Origin of the sequence: Actinophytocola sp., from assembly GCF_035634895.1 — a bacterium.
Classification (GTDB): domain Bacteria; phylum Actinomycetota; class Actinomycetes; order Mycobacteriales; family Pseudonocardiaceae; genus Actinophytocola.
Window position 1 is genome coordinate 1 of the sequence record NZ_DASQCC010000139.1, and the last position, 17,881, is coordinate 17,881.

General features: G+C 70.5%; 14 protein-coding genes. 6 read left to right on the plus strand and 8 right to left on the minus strand.

The features are described from left to right. Both VET29_RS20175 and VET29_RS20180 read right to left on the minus strand, forming a co-directional pair. The coding region (locus VET29_RS20175) for an IS5 family transposase (RefSeq protein ID WP_349256447.1) at positions 1-877 on the minus strand (877 nt) is incomplete at its 3' end. 335 nt (positions 878-1,212) lie between these two features. After that, positions 1,213-4,635 (minus strand): phosphodiester glycosidase family protein, encoded by a 3,423-nt coding sequence (locus tag VET29_RS20180; RefSeq protein ID WP_324922665.1) that lies wholly within the window; start codon positions 4,633-4,635, stop codon positions 1,213-1,215. A 159-nt stretch (positions 4,636-4,794) separates the two neighbouring features. On the opposite strand from VET29_RS20180, the gene VET29_RS20185 reads away from it, so the two are divergent. Continuing rightward, positions 4,795-5,466, plus strand: a complete 672-nt coding sequence (locus VET29_RS20185; protein ID WP_324922669.1) for a GntR family transcriptional regulator — start codon at positions 4,795-4,797, stop codon at positions 5,464-5,466. Here the strand turns inward: VET29_RS20185 and pxpB are convergent. From pxpB to VET29_RS20200, 3 genes are all read right to left on the minus strand, one after another. Next, complete coding sequence (pxpB, locus tag VET29_RS20190) at positions 5,411-6,943, minus strand: 5-oxoprolinase subunit PxpB (RefSeq protein ID WP_324922671.1); 1,533 nt, start codon at positions 6,941-6,943, stop codon at positions 5,411-5,413. The genes VET29_RS20185 and pxpB overlap by 56 nt on opposite strands. Beyond that, on the minus strand, positions 6,940-7,734 hold the full coding sequence (locus VET29_RS20195; protein ID WP_324922673.1) for a 5-oxoprolinase subunit PxpA: 795 nt from the start codon (positions 7,732-7,734) through the stop codon (positions 6,940-6,942). Before VET29_RS20195 ends, pxpB begins: the two co-directional genes overlap by 4 nt. Positions 7,735-7,867: 133 nt before the next feature. After that, complete coding sequence (locus tag VET29_RS20200) at positions 7,868-9,175, minus strand: MFS transporter (protein ID WP_324922675.1); 1,308 nt, start codon at positions 9,173-9,175, stop codon at positions 7,868-7,870. Positions 9,176-9,281: 106 nt separating this feature from the next. On the opposite strand from VET29_RS20200, the gene VET29_RS20205 reads away from it, so the two are divergent. From VET29_RS20205 to VET29_RS20215, 3 genes are all read left to right on the plus strand, one after another. Further along, complete coding sequence (locus VET29_RS20205) at positions 9,282-9,659, plus strand: helix-turn-helix domain-containing protein (protein ID WP_324922677.1); 378 nt, start codon at positions 9,282-9,284, stop codon at positions 9,657-9,659. A gap of 449 nt (positions 9,660-10,108) precedes the next feature. After that, entirely contained in the window at positions 10,109-11,677 is a 1,569-nt protein-coding gene (locus VET29_RS20210; protein ID WP_324922679.1) for a chitinase, read from the plus strand. Next, positions 11,674-13,431 carry a glycoside hydrolase family 18 protein gene (locus tag VET29_RS20215; protein WP_324922681.1) on the plus strand — a complete coding sequence of 586 codons (1,758 nt, stop codon included), beginning with the start codon at positions 11,674-11,676 and terminating at the stop codon, positions 13,429-13,431. The genes VET29_RS20210 and VET29_RS20215 overlap by 4 nt, the downstream gene beginning before the upstream one ends. A gap of 45 nt (positions 13,432-13,476) precedes the next feature. Here the strand turns inward: VET29_RS20215 and VET29_RS20220 are convergent, their stop codons facing one another. Both VET29_RS20220 and VET29_RS20225 read right to left on the minus strand, forming a co-directional pair. Continuing rightward, positions 13,477-14,454: an aldo/keto reductase gene (locus tag VET29_RS20220; RefSeq protein WP_324922683.1), complete on the minus strand. Its 978-nt coding sequence runs from the start codon at positions 14,452-14,454 to the stop codon at positions 13,477-13,479. 51 nt (positions 14,455-14,505) lie between these two features. Beyond that, positions 14,506-15,051, minus strand: a complete 546-nt coding sequence (locus VET29_RS20225; RefSeq protein ID WP_324922685.1) for a TetR/AcrR family transcriptional regulator — start codon at positions 15,049-15,051, stop codon at positions 14,506-14,508. A gap of 75 nt (positions 15,052-15,126) precedes the next feature. On the opposite strand from VET29_RS20225, the gene VET29_RS20230 reads away from it, so the two are divergent. Together VET29_RS20230 and VET29_RS20235 are read left to right on the plus strand one after the other, a co-directional pair. Further along, positions 15,127-15,588: a nuclear transport factor 2 family protein gene (locus VET29_RS20230; protein WP_324922687.1), complete on the plus strand. Its 462-nt coding sequence runs from the start codon at positions 15,127-15,129 to the stop codon at positions 15,586-15,588. Positions 15,589-15,703: 115 nt separating this feature from the next. Beyond that, positions 15,704-16,087 carry a VOC family protein gene (locus VET29_RS20235; RefSeq protein ID WP_324922689.1) on the plus strand — a complete coding sequence of 128 codons (384 nt, stop codon included), beginning with the start codon at positions 15,704-15,706 and terminating at the stop codon, positions 16,085-16,087. A gap of 29 nt (positions 16,088-16,116) precedes the next feature. Here VET29_RS20235 and VET29_RS20240 read toward each other — a convergent pair whose 3' ends face one another. Then, positions 16,117-17,808 carry a phosphatidylglycerol lysyltransferase domain-containing protein gene (locus VET29_RS20240; protein ID WP_324922691.1) on the minus strand — a complete coding sequence of 564 codons (1,692 nt, stop codon included), beginning with the start codon at positions 17,806-17,808 and terminating at the stop codon, positions 16,117-16,119. Positions 17,809-17,881: the final 73 nt, after the last annotated feature.

Here is a 17,881-nt window from a genome sequence, read left to right on the forward strand (position 1 = left end):
AGTGGCGTGGTCCGGGTCGGGTGGCGGGCCGTCCGCGGGTGATGCGGCGAGTCATGGTGGCGATAGCGGCCCAGCGGATGATGGCCTCGGCGGTGGCTGGGTGGCGTTCGTAGTCGCGGGCCAGGCGCCGGTATGCGGTGAGCCAGCCGAACGTCCTCTCGACCGCCCACCTTCTGGGGATCACCGCGAATCCCTTCTGACCCTGGGGTTTGCGCACGACCTCGATCGTGGTCTTCACGATGGTGCGTGCCCAGTCGACCAGGGCGCCAGCGAACCCGCCGTCGGCGAACAGGTGCCGCACTCGACGACGGGCGCGGGACAGGAGTTGGCGATGCCGCAGTTCCAGCAGCAGCTTCTTGGCGCCGTCACGATCTTGCACGCTGGCCGGCAGCACGAGCACGACCAGCAAGAGCCCGAGGGTGTCGGTCACGATGAACCGCTTCCGGCCGTTGATCTTCTTCCCCGCGTCATAGCCACGGGTCTCGGCACCGACGGTGTCGGCGCCTTTGACCGACTGGGAGTCCATCAACCCAGCGCTCGGTTCCGGGTCTCGATCCTCGCTGGTACGGACCTGGGCCCGCAGGGCGTCAACCATCCGGAAGGTCAACTTCTGCTGTTCCCACCGGGTGAAGTACCAGTACACCGTCTCCCAAGGCGGGAAGTCCACCGGCAGCTGCCGCCACGCGCACCCGGTGCGCACCACATACAGGATCGCGTCCACGATGTCCCGACGAGGATGCTTCTCCGGCCGACCACCCCGCGGATGCTGAGTCGGCGCCGGCAGCAACGGCTCCACCACCACCCACTCCGCATCAGTCAGATCCGACGGATACCTCTGCTCACGAGCCACCCACGACACCCTGGCCGCCCCCACCACGAAGATCAACCAGCCACGCCGACCAAGATCTCAAACACGTTCTTAGGAAATGTGTCCGCGATGTCGTCACCGACTTTCGTCGGGTATGGCGTGGTGGGAAATTGCCAGGAAATTCGGCGTGTTGACACTGGACGGTCGAAGTGGTGGGATTCGCCACCCGAATGCCGTGGAACACCAACGCACAGTGGGCCCGTCCGCGCCGAACGCCACCCGGCCGGTGAATTGTCGGCCGCCGGTTCGCCGGTAAGGCTGTTCACCATGGCAGGTGATACGCGGCGACGACCCGAACGCGGCCGGCACCAGGGGGCCGGCCGGTTCGAGTCGCCGCGGGAGGTCTAGTGCCCGGCCGCCGCGGCCACCTGTGCCGGGACCAGTTCCACCGTGTGGCGGGTCGTGACCCCGTTGACCGTCACTGCGATCGTCACGGTCGACGGGCGCAGGGCCGTCAGCTCGCCGGTGGCCGGGTCGAACACTGCGCTGTGGTAACGCTTCGCGTCCCCGATGCGTCCGATGTGGACGTTCGGGGACGCGGACCACCTGGCCGACACCGGGTACGCGACCGGCACGGTCCTGTTGGCCTGGGTGATGCTCGCGGTGACCACCGTGGACTGACCGGTCGGGAGGGAGTCGGGCGCGGCCACGGTCAGGGTGTCGACGTGCGGGCGGACCTCGGCGGCCAGCCAGTCGCCGCGGCGACCGTGCGTGTCGACGCCCCACAGGGACCAGCCCGTGAAACCGCCGTCCGCCGGCAGGGTCGAGGGGTTCTTGCCGGAGTTGCCGTTGACGAAGTACGGCACGCCGTCCACGTGGCCGGCGTGGAACGTGCCGACGTGGGCGCCGATGAACGCGGTGCCCTTTCCGGTGCGGTCATGGAAGCCGGACAGCCACGACTCGACGGTCGCCGCCTCCTTGCGGTCGGACAACTCGCTCGCGCGAGCCGGCGTCGGGTCGTCGGGTGGCACGTGCTCCACGAGCACCACGGACTTCACCCGCCGGTCCCTCGCGGCGTCGTCCAGCGCGGTGCGCAGGCGGCCGAGCTGGGTCCAGTCACTGGCGCGGAGGTTGATGCCGGACGTGTCCATCGTGATGAACCTGGTGCCGCGGTGGTCGAAGACCTGTTGCGTGGCCCCGAACACGGCACTGAAGTTCGCGAGGCTGTTGTTGGCGCGCTCGTGGTTGCCCGGCACGTAGTAGTACGGCAGCGTGCCTTGCAGCTCCTCGTCCAGGATCTGCTTGGCCAGCGCGAAGTCCGCCGCGGACGCCTCGTCGACGAGGTCGCCGTCGATGACGAGGAAGTCCGGCCTGGCGGCCCTGATCTCGCGGAGGGTGCGGCGGGTGTTGCGGACGATGTCGCTGTCCGGGTCGCGGGCGACGAACTGGGCGTCGGACATGACCGCGAAGCGCCAGTCGCCGCCGGCCGTCGTGTGGATGATCGGATCCCGGACCACCGGCCGCGGCGGCACGTCGAGCGCCGGCGGGACCATCGCGGTGATGTCGTCGATCACGAGGTCGCCCTGGTAGCTCTTGCTCGCGTCGGTCTCGGCCGCGTAGAAACGCCGCAGTGTCAACGGGTACACCGTGCCGGCCGGCACCGGGAACTCCAGCTGGCGCCAGCCCGTGAAGGTGAGGAAGCCGGCACGGAACGCGGGCAGGAGCGTGCCGTTGCCGTCCCACGCCTGGAGACTGGCCCACTCGCCCTTGCCGGTTGAGTTCACCCACACGTGGATCGCCTTGGGCTGCCCCGGAACCACGAGCCCGGACGGGGCGAGCGCGCCGCCGGTGCGGGTGCCGGTGCTCTGGGTGAAGTCGTAGGTGAGGCGCAGGCCCTGGCCGGTGTGACCGGCCGCGGGGGCGATGGCGCCGGTCGCGCGTTCGCCGAAGAAGCTCCAGCCGGTCGGGTCGTCGAAGCCGGCGACGGAGGCCTCGGTGAGGCCGACGGTCACCGGCAGCACGGACGTCCTGCCGCGGACGTCGATGGTGACGAGCGCGGATCCGGTGGGCTGCTTGGCCTTCACGGTGAACTGGCCGTCGGCGTTCCGCGCGATGTCGAGCAGGTTCCGGTCGTAGCCGAGGGTGACGTCCTGTGGTTCGACGGGTGCGCTGGTGCCTTCGCCGTCGTAGCCGAGGACGCCGAACGTGGCGGACTCAGCGGTGCCGGTCAGCGCGACCTGCTCGCGGGTGGGCCTGGTGCGCTGGACCGGACCGAGGACGGTCAGCTGGACCTCGCCGCGTGCGTTCCGGTCCTCCGCGACCACCCTGGCGGCGCCTTTCCGCCGGCCGGTGAACACGCCGTCGCGGACGGTGCCGTTGTCGGTGCGCCAGTGCGGATTGCCCGTGGCGGGGCCGAAGGTCTCGTCGTAGCCGGCCGCGGTGAGGGTGCGGGAGAGGCCCTGGAGGACCCGCTCGGGGTGGCTCGGCGCGACGGCGGACGAGCCGGACGCGCGGGTGGGGTCGAGCCGGGTCTCGACCCAGAAGGCCTTGAGGCGTCCGGAACCCGTGGGGGCGAAGAGGCCGAGACCGTTGGGCACGTTGCGTTCCCCGCCGTCGGAGGGAGTGTTCTCCAGCTGGGCGGTCGTGTTGCCCGGCTCGCGGGCGACGATCGTGGTGGAGCCGCCGCCGTCCAGGTTGACCGCGGTGTACGCGCCGAGCTCGACCATCATGTCGGCCAGCTCGTCGAGCCCGAGGCCCTCCGCGAACGCGGGCTGGCGGCCGTCGGCGCTCAGCAGGAACATCTTCCTGCCGTCCTTCGAGAAACCGAGCGCGGTGCGTGGTGCGGCCGGCACGTTGTTGCCCTGACTGGCCTTCTGGGCGACGCCGTCGACGACGAGGAGCTGGCGGCCGTTGATGGCGGCGTGGATCTTCTGGTCGTCCGCGGTGCGGGCCTGGTAGTCGACGCTGACGTGATCGCCGGGCCTGAGCGCCTTCAGCGCAGTGGCGGCGTCGTCCCGGCCGACGAGGATCGTGGTGCCGTCGGGAATCGCACCCTCGCCGGCGGCGTCGCGGACGGCGGTGACGGTGTTGTCCGCGATCTCGACCTCGGTGACCGAGGCGGATCCTTGTGTTGCGCGGCAACGGCAGTAGGTGCCCCAGAGTGGGGTGAAGGCCTCGACGCCGTTGGGCTGCAGCGTCGGCTTGTTGACGCCGGCGAGGGGGCGGTCGCCGGCCGGGGTCCTGACGGTGCCCTGGAAGAGGACCTCGCCGATGTCGCCGATGCCGCTCTCGGTGAGGATCGCGGACGACTGGCGCCAGGTCCCGTCGGCGTCGGGCGACTGGATCAGCCGGCCGTTCTGGATGCCGACGCCGAGCGGGGCGGTGGAGTTGTTGATGTCGAAGAAGTCCCCGTTGACGGCGGCCACCGCGTGGGCCCGGTTCGCCGTCGCGGAGAGCGGTTCGCCCTTGGCGACCTGGCCGGGGAAGAGGTAGTCGACGGTGGTGCCCCTGGTGAGGTCGACGGACAGGCTGTCGGCCTGGAGCCAGGTGGGGGCGCCGGTGTACGCGTCGGGGCCGTAGCGGTCGAAGGAGCGCAGCGTCACGCCGGGGGCGACGGGCCTGGAGCGGGTGGCGGTTTCCAGCCGGGGTGCGGTCGCGGTCGTGGCCTGGCGCGCGTTCGCCAGGAAGTCGTCACCGGGGAAGGCGGCGGCGTCGCTGGTCGAGGCGTTGGGATCGAGGACCGGGTCGGCGCTCGCGGGCGCGGCGACCGCCAGCGCCGTAGCGGTGGCGGCGAGAAGCGTGAGGATGCGTAAGGACGTCGTCGACACGAATCGAGTCTGCCGCCGTGGTCGAAGATTTACCAGACCTGAAGATGATCGGAAAGGAAATTCCGGATAACTGTCCCATCCTTGATCGGGTGGATGAGGGATTGTAGGGCGATCCGATAGACTCGGGACGTCGCTGGTCAGGGATGTTGGGAGTGTGTTGTGGACGCCGAGCTGGACGCCGATCGGAAGCTGTTCGATCGCGCCAGTACGGTCGAGCTGCTCGCCGCCGCGCTTCGGGAACGGATCATCAAAGGGGTCTACCCGCCGGGAACGCGGCTTGCCGAGGACGAGATCGTCAAGGAACTGAGGGTGTCGCGCAACTCGCTGCGTGAGGCGTTCCGCCTGCTCACCCACGAACGACTTCTCGTGCACGTGCTGAACCGCGGCGTCTTCGTCCGGAAGCTGACCGTCGAGGACGTCGCCGACCTCTACCGAGTGCGCAAGCTCGTCGAGTGCACGGTGCTGCGCGGCCTCGACAAACGCCCCCCACAGGCCGACGACATGGCCGCCGCGGTCGCCGCCGGCGACCGCGCCGTGCGGGACGAGGACTGGCGCGCCCTCGGCACCGCGAACATGCTCTTCCACCAGGCCGTCGGCTCGGTGGCAGAAAGCCCGCGCATCGACGAGCTCATGCGCAACATGCTCGCCGAGATGCGCCTCGTCTTCCAGACGATGTCGGACCCACGGCGCTTCCACGAGCCCTACCTTGAGCGCAACAAGGAGATCCTCGAGGCCGTCGACGCGGGCGACGGGCCCCGCGCCGAACGGCTCATGCTCAAGTACCTGGACTACGCCGAGCAGCAGATCGTCTCCGAGTACCCGACCGAATGAACCGAATCGACTGACCGGGCCGTGCCTGCGCCACCACCGGCAGGTCCGCCGCGCGCACCACTCCGATCACCGGGTAACCGCCCGTCACCGGATGGTCGGCCAGGAACACGATCGGCTGGCCGCTCGGCGGGATCTGCACCGCGCCCGCCACCATGCCCTCCGTCGGCAGTTCCCCGTCGCGGGACCGTTCGAGCGCCGGGCCCGACAGGCGCACGCCAACACGGTTGCTCTCGGCCGTCACCTCGTAGCGGCCGCCGAAGAGGACCTCGTCCTCGGCGAACCAGTCGTCACGGGGGCCGGGCAGCACGTGGACCGCCAGGTCCCCGGCGTGCGGCGCCGCGACCGGGGCCACCTCCACGGCCGGCGGCGGCCCCGCGTACCCGTCGCCGACGGGCAGCACCATGCCCGCCGCCAGCGGGTCCGGGCCCAGGCCCGACAGCACGTCCGTCGACCGCGAGCCCAGCGTCGAAGGCGCCGCCAGACCGCCGCGGACCGCCACGTACGCCCGCAGTCCCACCGAGGCCGGCGCGACGACCAGTGTCTGGCCCGCCGGCACGTCGAACGGCGCGTTCATGGCCTCGCTCCGGCCGTCCCTGGTCAGCGCACAGGTCGCGCCCGTCACCACCACCCGCGCCGGCTCGCGGAACCGCAGCGTCGCGCCGAACGACAGTTCCAGGCACGCCGCCGACGGCTCGTTGCCCACCAGGCGGTTCGCCAGCCCCGCCGACGCCGCGTCCGCGAAACCCGACGGACCGACGCCGAGGGAGGCGTAACCGGGGCGACCGGTGTCCTGCACCGTGCTCAGCGGTCCACAGTGGACTACCTCGATCCCGCCTGACACAGCGGAAGCCGACACCGTGGGTGTCGGCGCCGCGGGCAGCGCCGACACCGCCTCGAAGCGGACCTTCGTGCCGGGACGCAGCAGCGCCGGTGGCTCCTGGGTCGGATCCCACAGCGGCGCCGTCGTGCTGCCCAGCAGGTGCCAGCCGCCCGGTGACGGTCGCGGGTACACCCCTGTGAACTCGCCCGCGACCGCCACCGCCCCTGCCGGCACGCGTGTGCGCGGCGTATCCCTGCGCGGCAGGCGAAGTCGCTCGTCAAGGCCCGTCAGATAGCCGAAACCCGGTGCGAAGCCGGTGAACGCCACGGTGTACTCCGGTCCGGTGTGGACGGTCACGACCTCGTCCTCGGACAGCCCCGCCGCCTTCGCGACGTCGGCCAGGTCCGCGCCGTCGTACCGGACCGGGATCGTGACCTCGTCCCCGGTCACCGCCGCCGACAACGGCCGCACGCCGGACAGGAGTGACGCCAGAGCCTCCAGGTCCACCGCGGACTCGCAGCGCACCAGCACCGTCCTGGCCGCCGGCACCAGGTCCACCACGCCTGGCAACCGCCGGGCGGTGAGCGCGGTGTACCAACCGAGCACGTCCTCCGTCTCGATCAGCAACGCCGCCTCACCGCACGGACGAATCCTCACGTGAAGCTCGCCACCCGCAAACCGGCCGCGACCAGCGCCGTCCGCACCGCCCTGGCCAGCTCGAACGCGCCGGGTGTGTCGCTGTGCACGCAGATCGACCGGGCCTGCGCGTCGACGATCGAGCCGTCGGTCGCGACCACCGTGCCCTCGGTCGCGAACCGCACGGCCCGTTCGGTCACCACCGAGACGTCGCTGACCACCGCGCCGGGTTCCCGGCGGGACACCAGCGTGCCCTCCGGGGTGTACGCGCGGTCCGCGAACGCCTCCGGGACGGTCTCGAGCCCGGCCTCCGCCGCCAGCGCCAGCCATCGCGAGCCGGGCAGGCCCAGCACCGCGAGCGAGGCGTCGAACTGCCGGACCGCCTCGACGACCGCCGCCGCCTGGGCCTCGTGCGTCACGATCGCGTTGTACAGCGCGCCGTGCGGCTTCACGTAGCTCAGCCGTCCGCCCGACACCTTCGCGAGCCCGTGCAGCGCGGACAGCTGGTACAGGATGTCGTCGACGAGGTCCATCGGTGGCACGTCGATGAAGCGGCGGCCGAAGCCCGCGAGGTCGCGGTAGCTGACCTGCGCGCCGATCGCGACGCCGTGCTTCACCGCGGTCACGCACGCCCTGCGCATCGTGCCGGGGTCACCGGCGTGGAAGCCGCACGCGATGTTCGCGCTCGACACCACCGACAGCAACGCGTCGTCGTCGGCGATGCGCCACACGCCGAAACCCTCGGCGATGTCGCAGTTCAGGTCGATCGTCACCACGTCACCTCGCCCCTGCCTGCCCGACGATCTTCCCATGGCAACGAGCGGACCGTCCTTTTTGCTCCCTGGCCCCGTACGAAAGTCCCATTCGTGCGCACGGCCTTCGCAAGCTCCTCGTGCGGACGGCCTTCGCAAAGCTCCTCGTGCGCACGGCCTTCGCGGGCTCCGCTCATGTCAGCACCTCCGCCGACCTCGGCTCGGTGACCGCGACCTCCTCCACGGGGTCGCGTGCCAGCCACAAGCCAACCATGGTCAGCACGGCCGTGAGCACCACGTACACCGCGAGGACGAGCCACGAGCCCGTCCAGTTCAGCAGGGCCGCCAGGATGAGCGGGGCCGGCGCGCCGCCGATCACGCCCGCGAGCGTGTAGGCGAGCGAGCTGCCGGTGTACCGCAGGCGTGGCGAGAACTGCTCGGTGATCAGCGCGGCCTGCGGGCCGTACAGCATCGCGTGGATGACGAGTGCGACCACCACGCCGATCACCAGTACGAGGAACGAGCCACCGGCGATCATCGGGAAGAACACGAACGGCCAGATCGCGGCGGCGATCGTGCCGTACAGGTACAGCCGCCGGCGGTTCATCCGGTCGGACAGCGCGCCGAACGCCGGCATCAGCCCGAGCTGCACCGCGGAGCCGATCATGATGGCGAGGGAGCCCTGCGCCTTGCTCATGTCCAGCTCCTTGACGATGTAGGTCAGCACGAAGACGGTGAACAGCGAGTACAGGACGTCCGGGCAGACACGCACGAGCAGGCCGGCGACCACGGCACGCAGTTCGGTCCTGGTCACCTCCGACAGCGGCGCCGTCGGCCGGTCCTTGCTCTGCGCGATCTGCTTGAACACGGGGGTTTCCTCGAGGCGCAGGCGGATCCACAGCCCGAACGCGACGAGCAGCGCGGACAGCAGGAACGCGACCCGCCAGCCCCACGAGTCGAACGCGGCGTCCGTGAGCAGCCAGGCCAGCAGGGCGAGCACGCCGTTGGCGAGCAGGGTGCCGGCCGGCGGGCCGATCTGGGCGGCGGACGCCCAGAACCCGCGGCGTCGGGGGTCGCCGTACTCGCTCGACAGGAGAACGGCGCCGCCCCACTCGCCGCCGACCGCGACGCCCTGCGCGAAGCGCAGCAGCACGAGCAGGACCGCGGCGCCCGCGCCGAGCGTGCTGAAGGTCGGCAGGACACCGATCAGGAAGGTCGAGATGCCGGCGAGCAGCAGCGTGTGGACCAGGACCTTCTTCCGGCCGATGACGTCGCCGAGCCGGCCGAACACGAACCCGCCGAGCGGGCGGGCGAGGTAGCCGATGGCGTAGGTGGAGAACGCGGCCATCGTGCCGGCGAGGTCGTCGCCGGAGGGGAAGAACAGGTCGCCGAAGACGGTGGCCGCGGCGACCGAGTAGGCGGCGAAGTCGTAGTACTCCAGCGCGGTGCCGGACAGGCTGGCGGTGTAGGCGCGTCGCAGGGCGCGTTTGTCGACGGTCATCGGGGCACATCCCTCGGCCGGCGGGTAGGACGAACTCAGGGTAGATTTTGTCCTACAATCCGGCAATACTACGTTCTCAAAGTGGAACGTCAGTTAGGCGGTCGGCATGAACCCTCCGAACCGTTCGGTACGTAGCGCCTTCCAGCTGCTGGAGCTGCTCGCCGGTAGTCCCGACGGTCTCCCGCTCGCACGGTTGGTGCAGATCAGCGGGCTGCCGAAGTCGACCGTGCACCGGCTGCTCGGCACGCTGGCGGAGCTCGACATCGTGTGCCACGACGGCTCGCGGTATCACATGAACATGCGATGGCAACGCTTCAGCGGCGACCAGTTCACGGCCCCGATCGTGAACCGCGATGGCGACCAGCTGGCCGGTCTGACCTTGCGCACCCGCGGCCCGGTCTCGTCGGACGTCGCCGCGGACCGCCTGCGCCGCCTCGTCGCCGACCTGGCGGCCGCGGTGTCCCGCCAGATCCACGCCAGCTGACCCCGATGCGCGAGTCTCGCGTTCAAACACCTTGAGTCGCGGTTTCGTGCAGCCGGTCAGGGCGTAGCGGCGACGTCGGGGAGAGGGGCCCCGTGTCCCACCGCGCTGGACTTCCGCTCGCGTGACCACCCGGCGTCTGGCCCCCTCGAGACCGGCCCGCGTGGCGGGCACGTGTTCCTGGCCCGGCTGGGCCGGCGCATGGACGATGGCACGGAGTTGACGCATGTCCCTGGATTGTGACGCAGACCCGCCTGCCCGCGCCACGCCACCGGGTTCGATGTGCACGAAACCGCAACTCGGTATGGGTGAACGCGGGACTCGCGGTGTTTGGGTGCGGGACTCGCGCGTTTGCGGAGGGGAAAGGTCTGGACAACTGAGGGGGTATTGGTCTAGACAAGTAGGTAATCTCGCGGGTTACCCCCTGCTCTCCGCGTGTTTCGGAGGTTGTCATGCGACGCCGCCTGTTGACTGTCCTTTCCGTACTTCTTCTCGGGTTCGTGCTCGTGCCTGCCTCTCCGGCGGCCGCCGCCGGGGAGACCGCCGTCTTCGTCAAGACCTCCGACTGGGGTTCCGGGTGGGAGGGCAAGTACACGATCACCAACGGTGGCACCGCCACCATCACCTCGTGGCGGGTCGAGTTCGACCTGCCGTCGGGCACCACGCTCGGCAGCTACTGGGACGCCCTGCTCACCTCCAGCGGCAACCACCACACCTTCGCGAACCGGGAGTACAACGGGACGCTCGCACCGGGCGCCTCGGCGAGTTTCGGGTTCCTCGCCAGCGGGTCCGGGACGCCGCAGAACTGCAAGGTGAACGGCGGCGACTGCGCGGGCGGCGGGGGCGGCCAGCCCGGCGCGCCGGCCACGCCGGCCAACGTCCGGGTCACCGCGACCACCGGCACCAGCATCACCGTCGGCTGGAACGCCGTGTCCGGCGCGACGGGGTACCGGGTCTACGACGGGAACTCACTGGTCAGCACGGTGTCCGGCACCTCGGCGACCTTCGGCGGCCTCGCCGCGTGCACCAGCAGGTCCTACACCGTGACCGCCTACAACACGACGGGGGAGTCCGCCCGCAGCGCGCCCGCGACCGGCACCACCTCCGGGTGCCAGCAGGCCGACCTGCCGCGCCACACCCTCACCGGCTACTGGCACAACTTCGTCAACCCGGCCACCGAGCTGCGGCTCTCGGCCGTGCCGAACGAGTACGACGTCGTCGCGATCGCGTTCGCCACGGCGACGTCCACGCCCGGCGCGGTCGCCTTCGGCGTCGACCCCGGGCTGTCGAGCGCGCTCGGCGGCTACACGAACGACCAGTTCAAGGCCGACGTCGCGACCCTGCACGGCCGCGGTAAGAAGGTGATCCTCTCGGTCGGCGGCGAGACCGGCACGGTGTCGGTCGGCGACGCCAACTCCGCCACGAACTTCGCCAACAGCGTCCGGTCGATCATGGCCACGTACGGGTTCGACGGCGTCGACATCGACCTCGAGAACGGCGTCAACCCCACCTTCATGGCACAGGCGCTGCGCAACCTGCGCAACCAGGTCGGGTCGAGCCTGATCATCACGATGGCGCCGCAGACGATCGACATGCAGTCCACCGGCGGCTCGTACTTCGCGCTGGCACTGAACATCAAGGACATCCTCACGACCGTCCACACGCAGTTCTACAACTCCGGCACGATGCTCGGCTGCGACCAGTCGCAGGCCTACTCGCAGGGCTCGGTCAACTTCATCACCGCCCTCGCGTGCATCCAGCTGGAGAACGGGCTGCGCCCGGACCAGGTCGCGGTGGGGCTGCCAGCAGGGTCCGGGGCTGCGGGTGGTGGCGTGGTCGCGCCGTCGGTCGTGACCAACGCGCTCGACTGCCTCGCCCGCGGCACGAACTGCGGATCGTTCCACCCGCCGCACACCTACCCCGCGATCCGCGGCGCCATGACGTGGTCGATCAACTGGGATGTCAGCAACGGCAACAACTTCGCGCGCACCGTCGCCCCGTTCCTGGACACGCTGCCATGAGGCGGGCGATCGCGGCGGTGGCCGCACTCGTCCTGACGGTCGTCGTGGCCGGCGCGCAGCCCGCGAGCGCGGCGAACCTGCTGACCAACGCGGGCTTCGAGTCCGGCAACCTCGGCGGCTGGTCGTGCTCCGGCGGAAGCGTCGTGACCGGCCCGGTTCACTCCGGGAGCTATGCGTTGGCCGGCAACGCGACCGCGTCCGACACCGCACAGTGCACCCAGACCGTCACCGTCGTGCCCAACACGGCGTACACGGTGTCGGCCTGGGTACGGGGCAACCCGGTGTACCTCGGCATCACGAACGGGCCGTCGACGTGGGCCGGGTCCACGTCCTACACCCAGTTGACGCTGTCCTTCACCACCGCCGCCGGCCAGACGTCCGCGCAGCTGTACCTGCACGGCTGGTACGGCACGGGCACCTACAACGCGGACGACGTGGCGCTCGACGGACCCGGTGGCAGCACTCCCGGCACGCCGGCGACACCGGGCAACCCGTCAGTCACCGCGGTGACCGCGTCCTCGATCGCACTGTCCTGGCCGGCGGTCAGCGGCGTGACGGGGTACCGGGTCTACGAGGGAAGCTCCTTGCGCGCCACCGTCTCCGGCACGTCGGCGACGGTCACCGGCCTGGGCGCGTGCGAGACGCACAGCTACACCGTGGCGGCCTACAACACGGCGGGCGAGTCGGCTCGCAGCGCGGCCGCCACCGGCACCACGTCCGGCTGCCAGCAGGCGAACCTGCCGCGCCACGCGTTGATCGGTTACCTGCACGCTAGCTTCGCCAACGGCTCCGGCTACGTGCGGATGGCCGACGTGCCCGCCGCGTGGGACATCGTCAACCTCTCGTTCGGCGAGCCGACCTCGGTGACCTCCGGGGACATCCGGTTCACACTCTGCCCGGTGGCCGAGTGCCCGAACGTCGAGTCCGAGGCCGACTTCATCGCGGCGATCCGCGCGAAACAGGCGCAGGGCAAGAAGGTACTGATCTCGATCGGCGGCCAGAACGGTCAGGTCCAGCTGACCACGACCGCGGCACGGGACAAGTTCGTCCAGTCGGTGTCGGCGATCATCGACAGGTACGGACTCGACGGACTGGACGTCGACTTCGAGGGCCACTCCCTGTACCTCAACGCCGGCGACACGGACTTCCGCAACCCGACCACGCCGGTGATCGTGAACCTGATCTCGGCGTTGCGGACGCTGAAGTCCCGCTACGGCAGCAGGTTCATCCTCACGATGGCGCCGGAGACGTTCTTCGTCCAGGTGGGTTACCAGTTCTACGGCGGCGCGGGCGGCGGCGACAACCGCACCGGGTCGTACCTGCCGGTGATCCACGCGCTGCGGGACTCGCTGACCGTGCTGCAGGTCCAGAACTACAACTCGGGACCGGTGATGGGCCTGGACAACCAGTACCACAACATGGGCGGCGCGGACTTCCCCATCGCGATGGGCGACATGCTCAGGGCCGGCTTCCCGGTGGCCAGCACGGGCCAGACGTTCCCCGGCCTGCGGGACGACCAGATCGCGGTCGGCCTGCCGGCGGCCGTGAGCGCCGGCAACGGTTACCTCGCACCGGGAACGGTCCAGCAGGCGGTGAACTGCCTGGCACGCAACCAGAACTGCGGCGGCTACACGCTGCGGGGCGGAGCGTCGCCGGCCCTCCGCGGCCTGATGACGTGGTCGGTCAACTGGGACAGGTACTACGGATGGGAGTTCCAGAACAGCCATCGGCCGTTCCTCAACGGGCTCCCGTGACCGACGCCTCGGCGGCCCGCGTGCCTGGCGCGCGGGCCGTCCTCGCTAGAACCCTTCTGGCAGGTGCGGCACGTAGTCGGCCTCCAGCCTGGCCAGTTCGTCGTCCGACAGCTCCAGTTCCACGGCCGCGACCGCGTCCGTCACATGGTGTGGCTTGGTCGCGCCGAAGATCGGGGCCGTGACCGCGGGCTTGTGCAGCAGCCACGCCAGCGCGACCTGCGCCCGCGGCACCCCACGCTCGCCCGCCACGGCGGCGACGGCCGCCGCGACCCGGCGGTCCGCCTCCTCGACCTGCCGGTACAGCGAGCTGCCGAACTCGTCGTTCGCGGAGCGGGACGTCGTCTCGTCCCAGTCGCGGGTGAGTCTGCCGCGCGCGAGTGGGCTCCACGGCAGCGTGCCCACGCCCTGGTCGACACAGTAGGGGAGCATCTCGCGCTCCTCCTCGCGCATGACCAGGCTGTACTGGTCCTGCATCGACACGAAGCGGGTCCAGCCGTTCAGGTCCGCCGCGTGCTGCATCTGCGCGAACTGCCACGCGTACATCGACGATGCGCCGAGGTACCGGGCCTTGCCGGCACGCACCACGTCGTCGAGGGCCTCCATGGTCTCCTCGATCGGGACGTTCGGGTCGAACCGGTGAATCTGGTACAGGTCAACGTAGTCCGTGCCCAGCCGGCGCAGCGACGCGTCGATCTGCGTCATGATCGCGCCGCGGGACAGGCCCTCGCCGTTCGGCCCCGGTCCAACGCGGCCGTTCACCTTCGTCGCGATGATGATCTCTTCGCGTCTCGCCAGCTCGCCGAGCACCGTCCCGGTGATCTCCTCGCTGGAGCCGAGCGAGTAGACGTTCGCGGTGTCGAAGGTGTTCACGCCGGCCTCGAGTGCCGCGCGGATGAGCGGTCGCGACGCCTCGAGGTCGAGGGTCCACGTGTGACTGCCGCGGTTCGGGTCCCCGAAGCTCATGCAGCCGAGAACCACCGTGGACACTTCCAGGCCGGACCGGCCAAGTCTCCTGTACCGCATGGAATGGGTCGCTCCGTTCGTCCTTCACAACGCTCCCGGATGACACCGACGTTAGCTCAACAGCTTCGCCGCGGCCGCGCGTGCCGTCATGGCGGCGTCGAGGTCCCCGGTCAGCGCGGACGTGACGATCGCGCCCTCGGCCAGGAGCAACAGGTGGTCGCCGGTCTCCGCGGTCAGGCCGGCGTCCACCGCGAGTCCACGCAGGAACTCGCGGAAGCCCTCCTTGTGCGTGCGGGCCTCCTCGGCGACCGGGCCGGACGTCGCGCCCAGCTCGCCGTAGCAGTTGATCCACGCGCAGCCGCGGTAGTCCGGCTGGTGGAACCAGCCATGCATCCAGTCGAACACGGCCAGTGGCCGCTCACGTGGGTCCGCACAGGCGGCCACGTGCTCGGCCAGGCGGGCGCGCCACCAGACGTCCCGGCGCTGGAGGTAGGCCGTCACCAGGCGTTCCTTGTTGGGAAACAGCTGGTAGAGACGCTTGAGCGACACACCGGACGCGTCGCGGATGTCGTCCATGCCCACGGTGTGCACGCCGCGGGTGTAGAAGAGGTCCGCCGCGGTGGCGAGCACCCGGGCCTGGGCGGTCTGGAGATCCATCGTGTTCCTTGACTCTGAGAACCATCGTTCTCTAGCTTACGTGAGAACGCTCGTTCTCGTCCCGAGGAGGTCGCCGTGTCCGAGAGCCGCCCGCCGCTTCCCCCGTTCTCCCGGGAGGCCGCGCTGAGAAAGGTCCAGGCGGCGGAGGACGCCTGGAACACCCGCGACCCGCACCGCGTCGCGATGGCGTACACGCCGGACACCGTGTGGCGCAACCGGGACACGTTCGTGTCCGGTCGCGACGAGGTGGTCGCGTTCCTGGCGGGGAAGTGGGCGCGGGAGCTGGACTACGCGCTGCGCAAGAATCTCTGGGCGTTCGACGGCAACCGCATCGGTGTCCGCTTCCAGTACGAGTGCCGGGACGCGGACGGGCAATGGTGGCGCAGCTACGGCAACGAGCTGTGGGAGTTCGCGGGGAACGGGCTGATGGCGCGCCGCGAGGCAAGCATCAACGACCTGGCCATCGACGAGTCGGAGCGGCGCATCTTCGGCCCGCGCCCGGAGTCGGAGCACGGCGTGGAGTTCCCACTGCGGTAGGCACCTGGTCCGTTCCACGAACGCGGGCGATCCGCCCGCACCGTAGGATCGTCGCGGCGGGTTCGATCACCCGTCAGCTGGAGACCGCCCGTGACCGGACACTGTCGAGGTTCTGATGAGCTGCCGAATCTCTGAGCTGGTGGTCGACTGCGCCGACCCGGTGGCGCTGTCGCGTTTCTGGGCGGAGGTGCTGGGCTATGTCGAGCTGAGCCGCGAGGAGCCGGACGACGGCATCGAGATCGGCCCCGCCTCGGGCTTCGGCGGCGCGGCCCCGACGCTCGTGTTCAGCCGGACCGCCACGCCGAAGGCGGGGAAGCTGCCGCTGCACCTCGACGTGAACCCGGTCGACCGGGACCAGGACGCGGAGCTGGCGCGACTGCTGTCGCTGGGCGCGCGGCCGGCCGACATCGGCCAGACGGGCGAGGAGGCGTGGTACCCCCTCCAGGATCCGGAGGGCAACGAGTTCTGCCTGTTGCGGCGGCGCCTGCCGGAGCTGTGAGACCGCGGCACGGGTTGCCGGGCGGACCGTCAGACCCGTTGCAGGGCGCGGAGAAGCACCCGCGGCCGGCCGCCGAAACCCTCCGCCTCCATGGCCGCCAACGCGATCCTGGGTAGTTCCCTGGCGGCCGGGAACGCGATGAAGCGAGGCACCCACGTCGGCTGGAACTTGGCGTTGAAGCGGTACAGGCTTTCGATCTGCCACCACCTCGAGCCGAGGCGCAGCAGGGACGCCCACGCGCGGGCCACGGGTCCGGCGCCGATCCGCTCGCCGCGTTCCAGTGCCGCCCGGAACACCGCGAAGTTCAGTGAGACCTGCCGCACCCCGAGCGAAGCACACCCCGCCAGCAACGACGTGATCATCAGCTCGTTCAGCCCACCCGTCGCCGCCCGGTCACGGCGCATCACGTCCAGCGACAGGCCCTCCGCGCCCCACGGGACGAACTGCAACAGCCCGTCGCACCGGCCGTCCCGTTCCGCCGTCACCAGCACGCAGTCCGGGTCGTCCGCCGCCGCCGTGCGGCACAGGGCCATCGAGAAGCCGCGTTCCGGTTCCGTGCCACGCCATTCCTCGGCCAGCTCGGAGAGTCGCGCACGCTCCACTTCGGACACCTCGGCGGCCCGGCGCACGCGGACCGTGTAGCCGGCACGGCGGGCACGCGCCGCCAGCTGCCGCACGTCCCGCATCGCGCGACCGTCGACCGTGAACGTCGTCGCGTCGACCACCGCCTCGTCACCCAGCTCCAGCGCACGCAGGCCATGCCTCGTCCACACCGTCGCGCCGCGCTCCGAGCAGCCCAGCACCGCCGGCACCCAGCCGTGTCCGGCGCAGGTCTCCAGGTATGCCTCGATCGCGCCCGGCCACGCCTCCGGATCGCCCAGCGGGTCGCCGGAGGCCAGCGCCACCCCGGCCAGCACGCGGTAGGTCACCGCCGCCTTCTCCGACGGCGAGAACACCACCGACTTGTCCGGCCGCAACGCGAAGTACGCCAGCGAGTCCTGCGGCCCCACCAGCCGCCGCAGCTTGGCGTCCGCGCACCCCAGCGGCGCCGGCTCGGCCGACCGCAGCAGGAAGTACCCGCCCAGCACGGCCGCCGTGATGCCGCTCGCCAGGCCGATCGCCGCCGTCAGGTCGTCCAGGAACTCCACCCGGAAGCCGACCGGGCCCTCGATGCCGACCAGCGACAGGGCCGCGTGCGTCAGGCGGTCGTCCACCGACGGGTGGCCGAGCAGCCGGTGCCGCGCGAACAGCATGATCACGAAGTTGATCAGCACGCCGCCGAGCGCGACCTGCAGGAACACCCGGATGCCGAGCCACCGGCCGGTCACCGGGTCCGGCGCGGCGGTGAACTCGCGGCGGTACGCCACCAGCGCCACGAACAACGCCGCCGTGACCACCGGCGCCACGATCGCGTGCCGGAACACCAGCTGGAGCACGGCGATCAGCGCCGTGAGGGTCACCGCGAGCTGCCAAGCGCGCCGCTTGCGCCGCCGCAGCCCGGTCGCGAGCATCAGCAGCCCGACCCCGGCGACCGCGGTCACCATCAACGCGCCGACATGCGCCTGGTACGGCACGCCGAACCAGGTCGCGATCGAGGGCCGGAACATCCGGCGTCCGAACGGCAGTGCGACCACGAGGATCGCCAGCAGGCCGGCGACCCGTGTCGTCGTCGCCAGCACCCGGACCGCGCCTCCGTTGTAGACACCCCAGGTGTTTCGCATGGCATCGCCCCTTCGCCGCCTCAATTGATACGCCCGGAAAAACGTGATCGCCATCCCGGAGTCCGTATTTCAG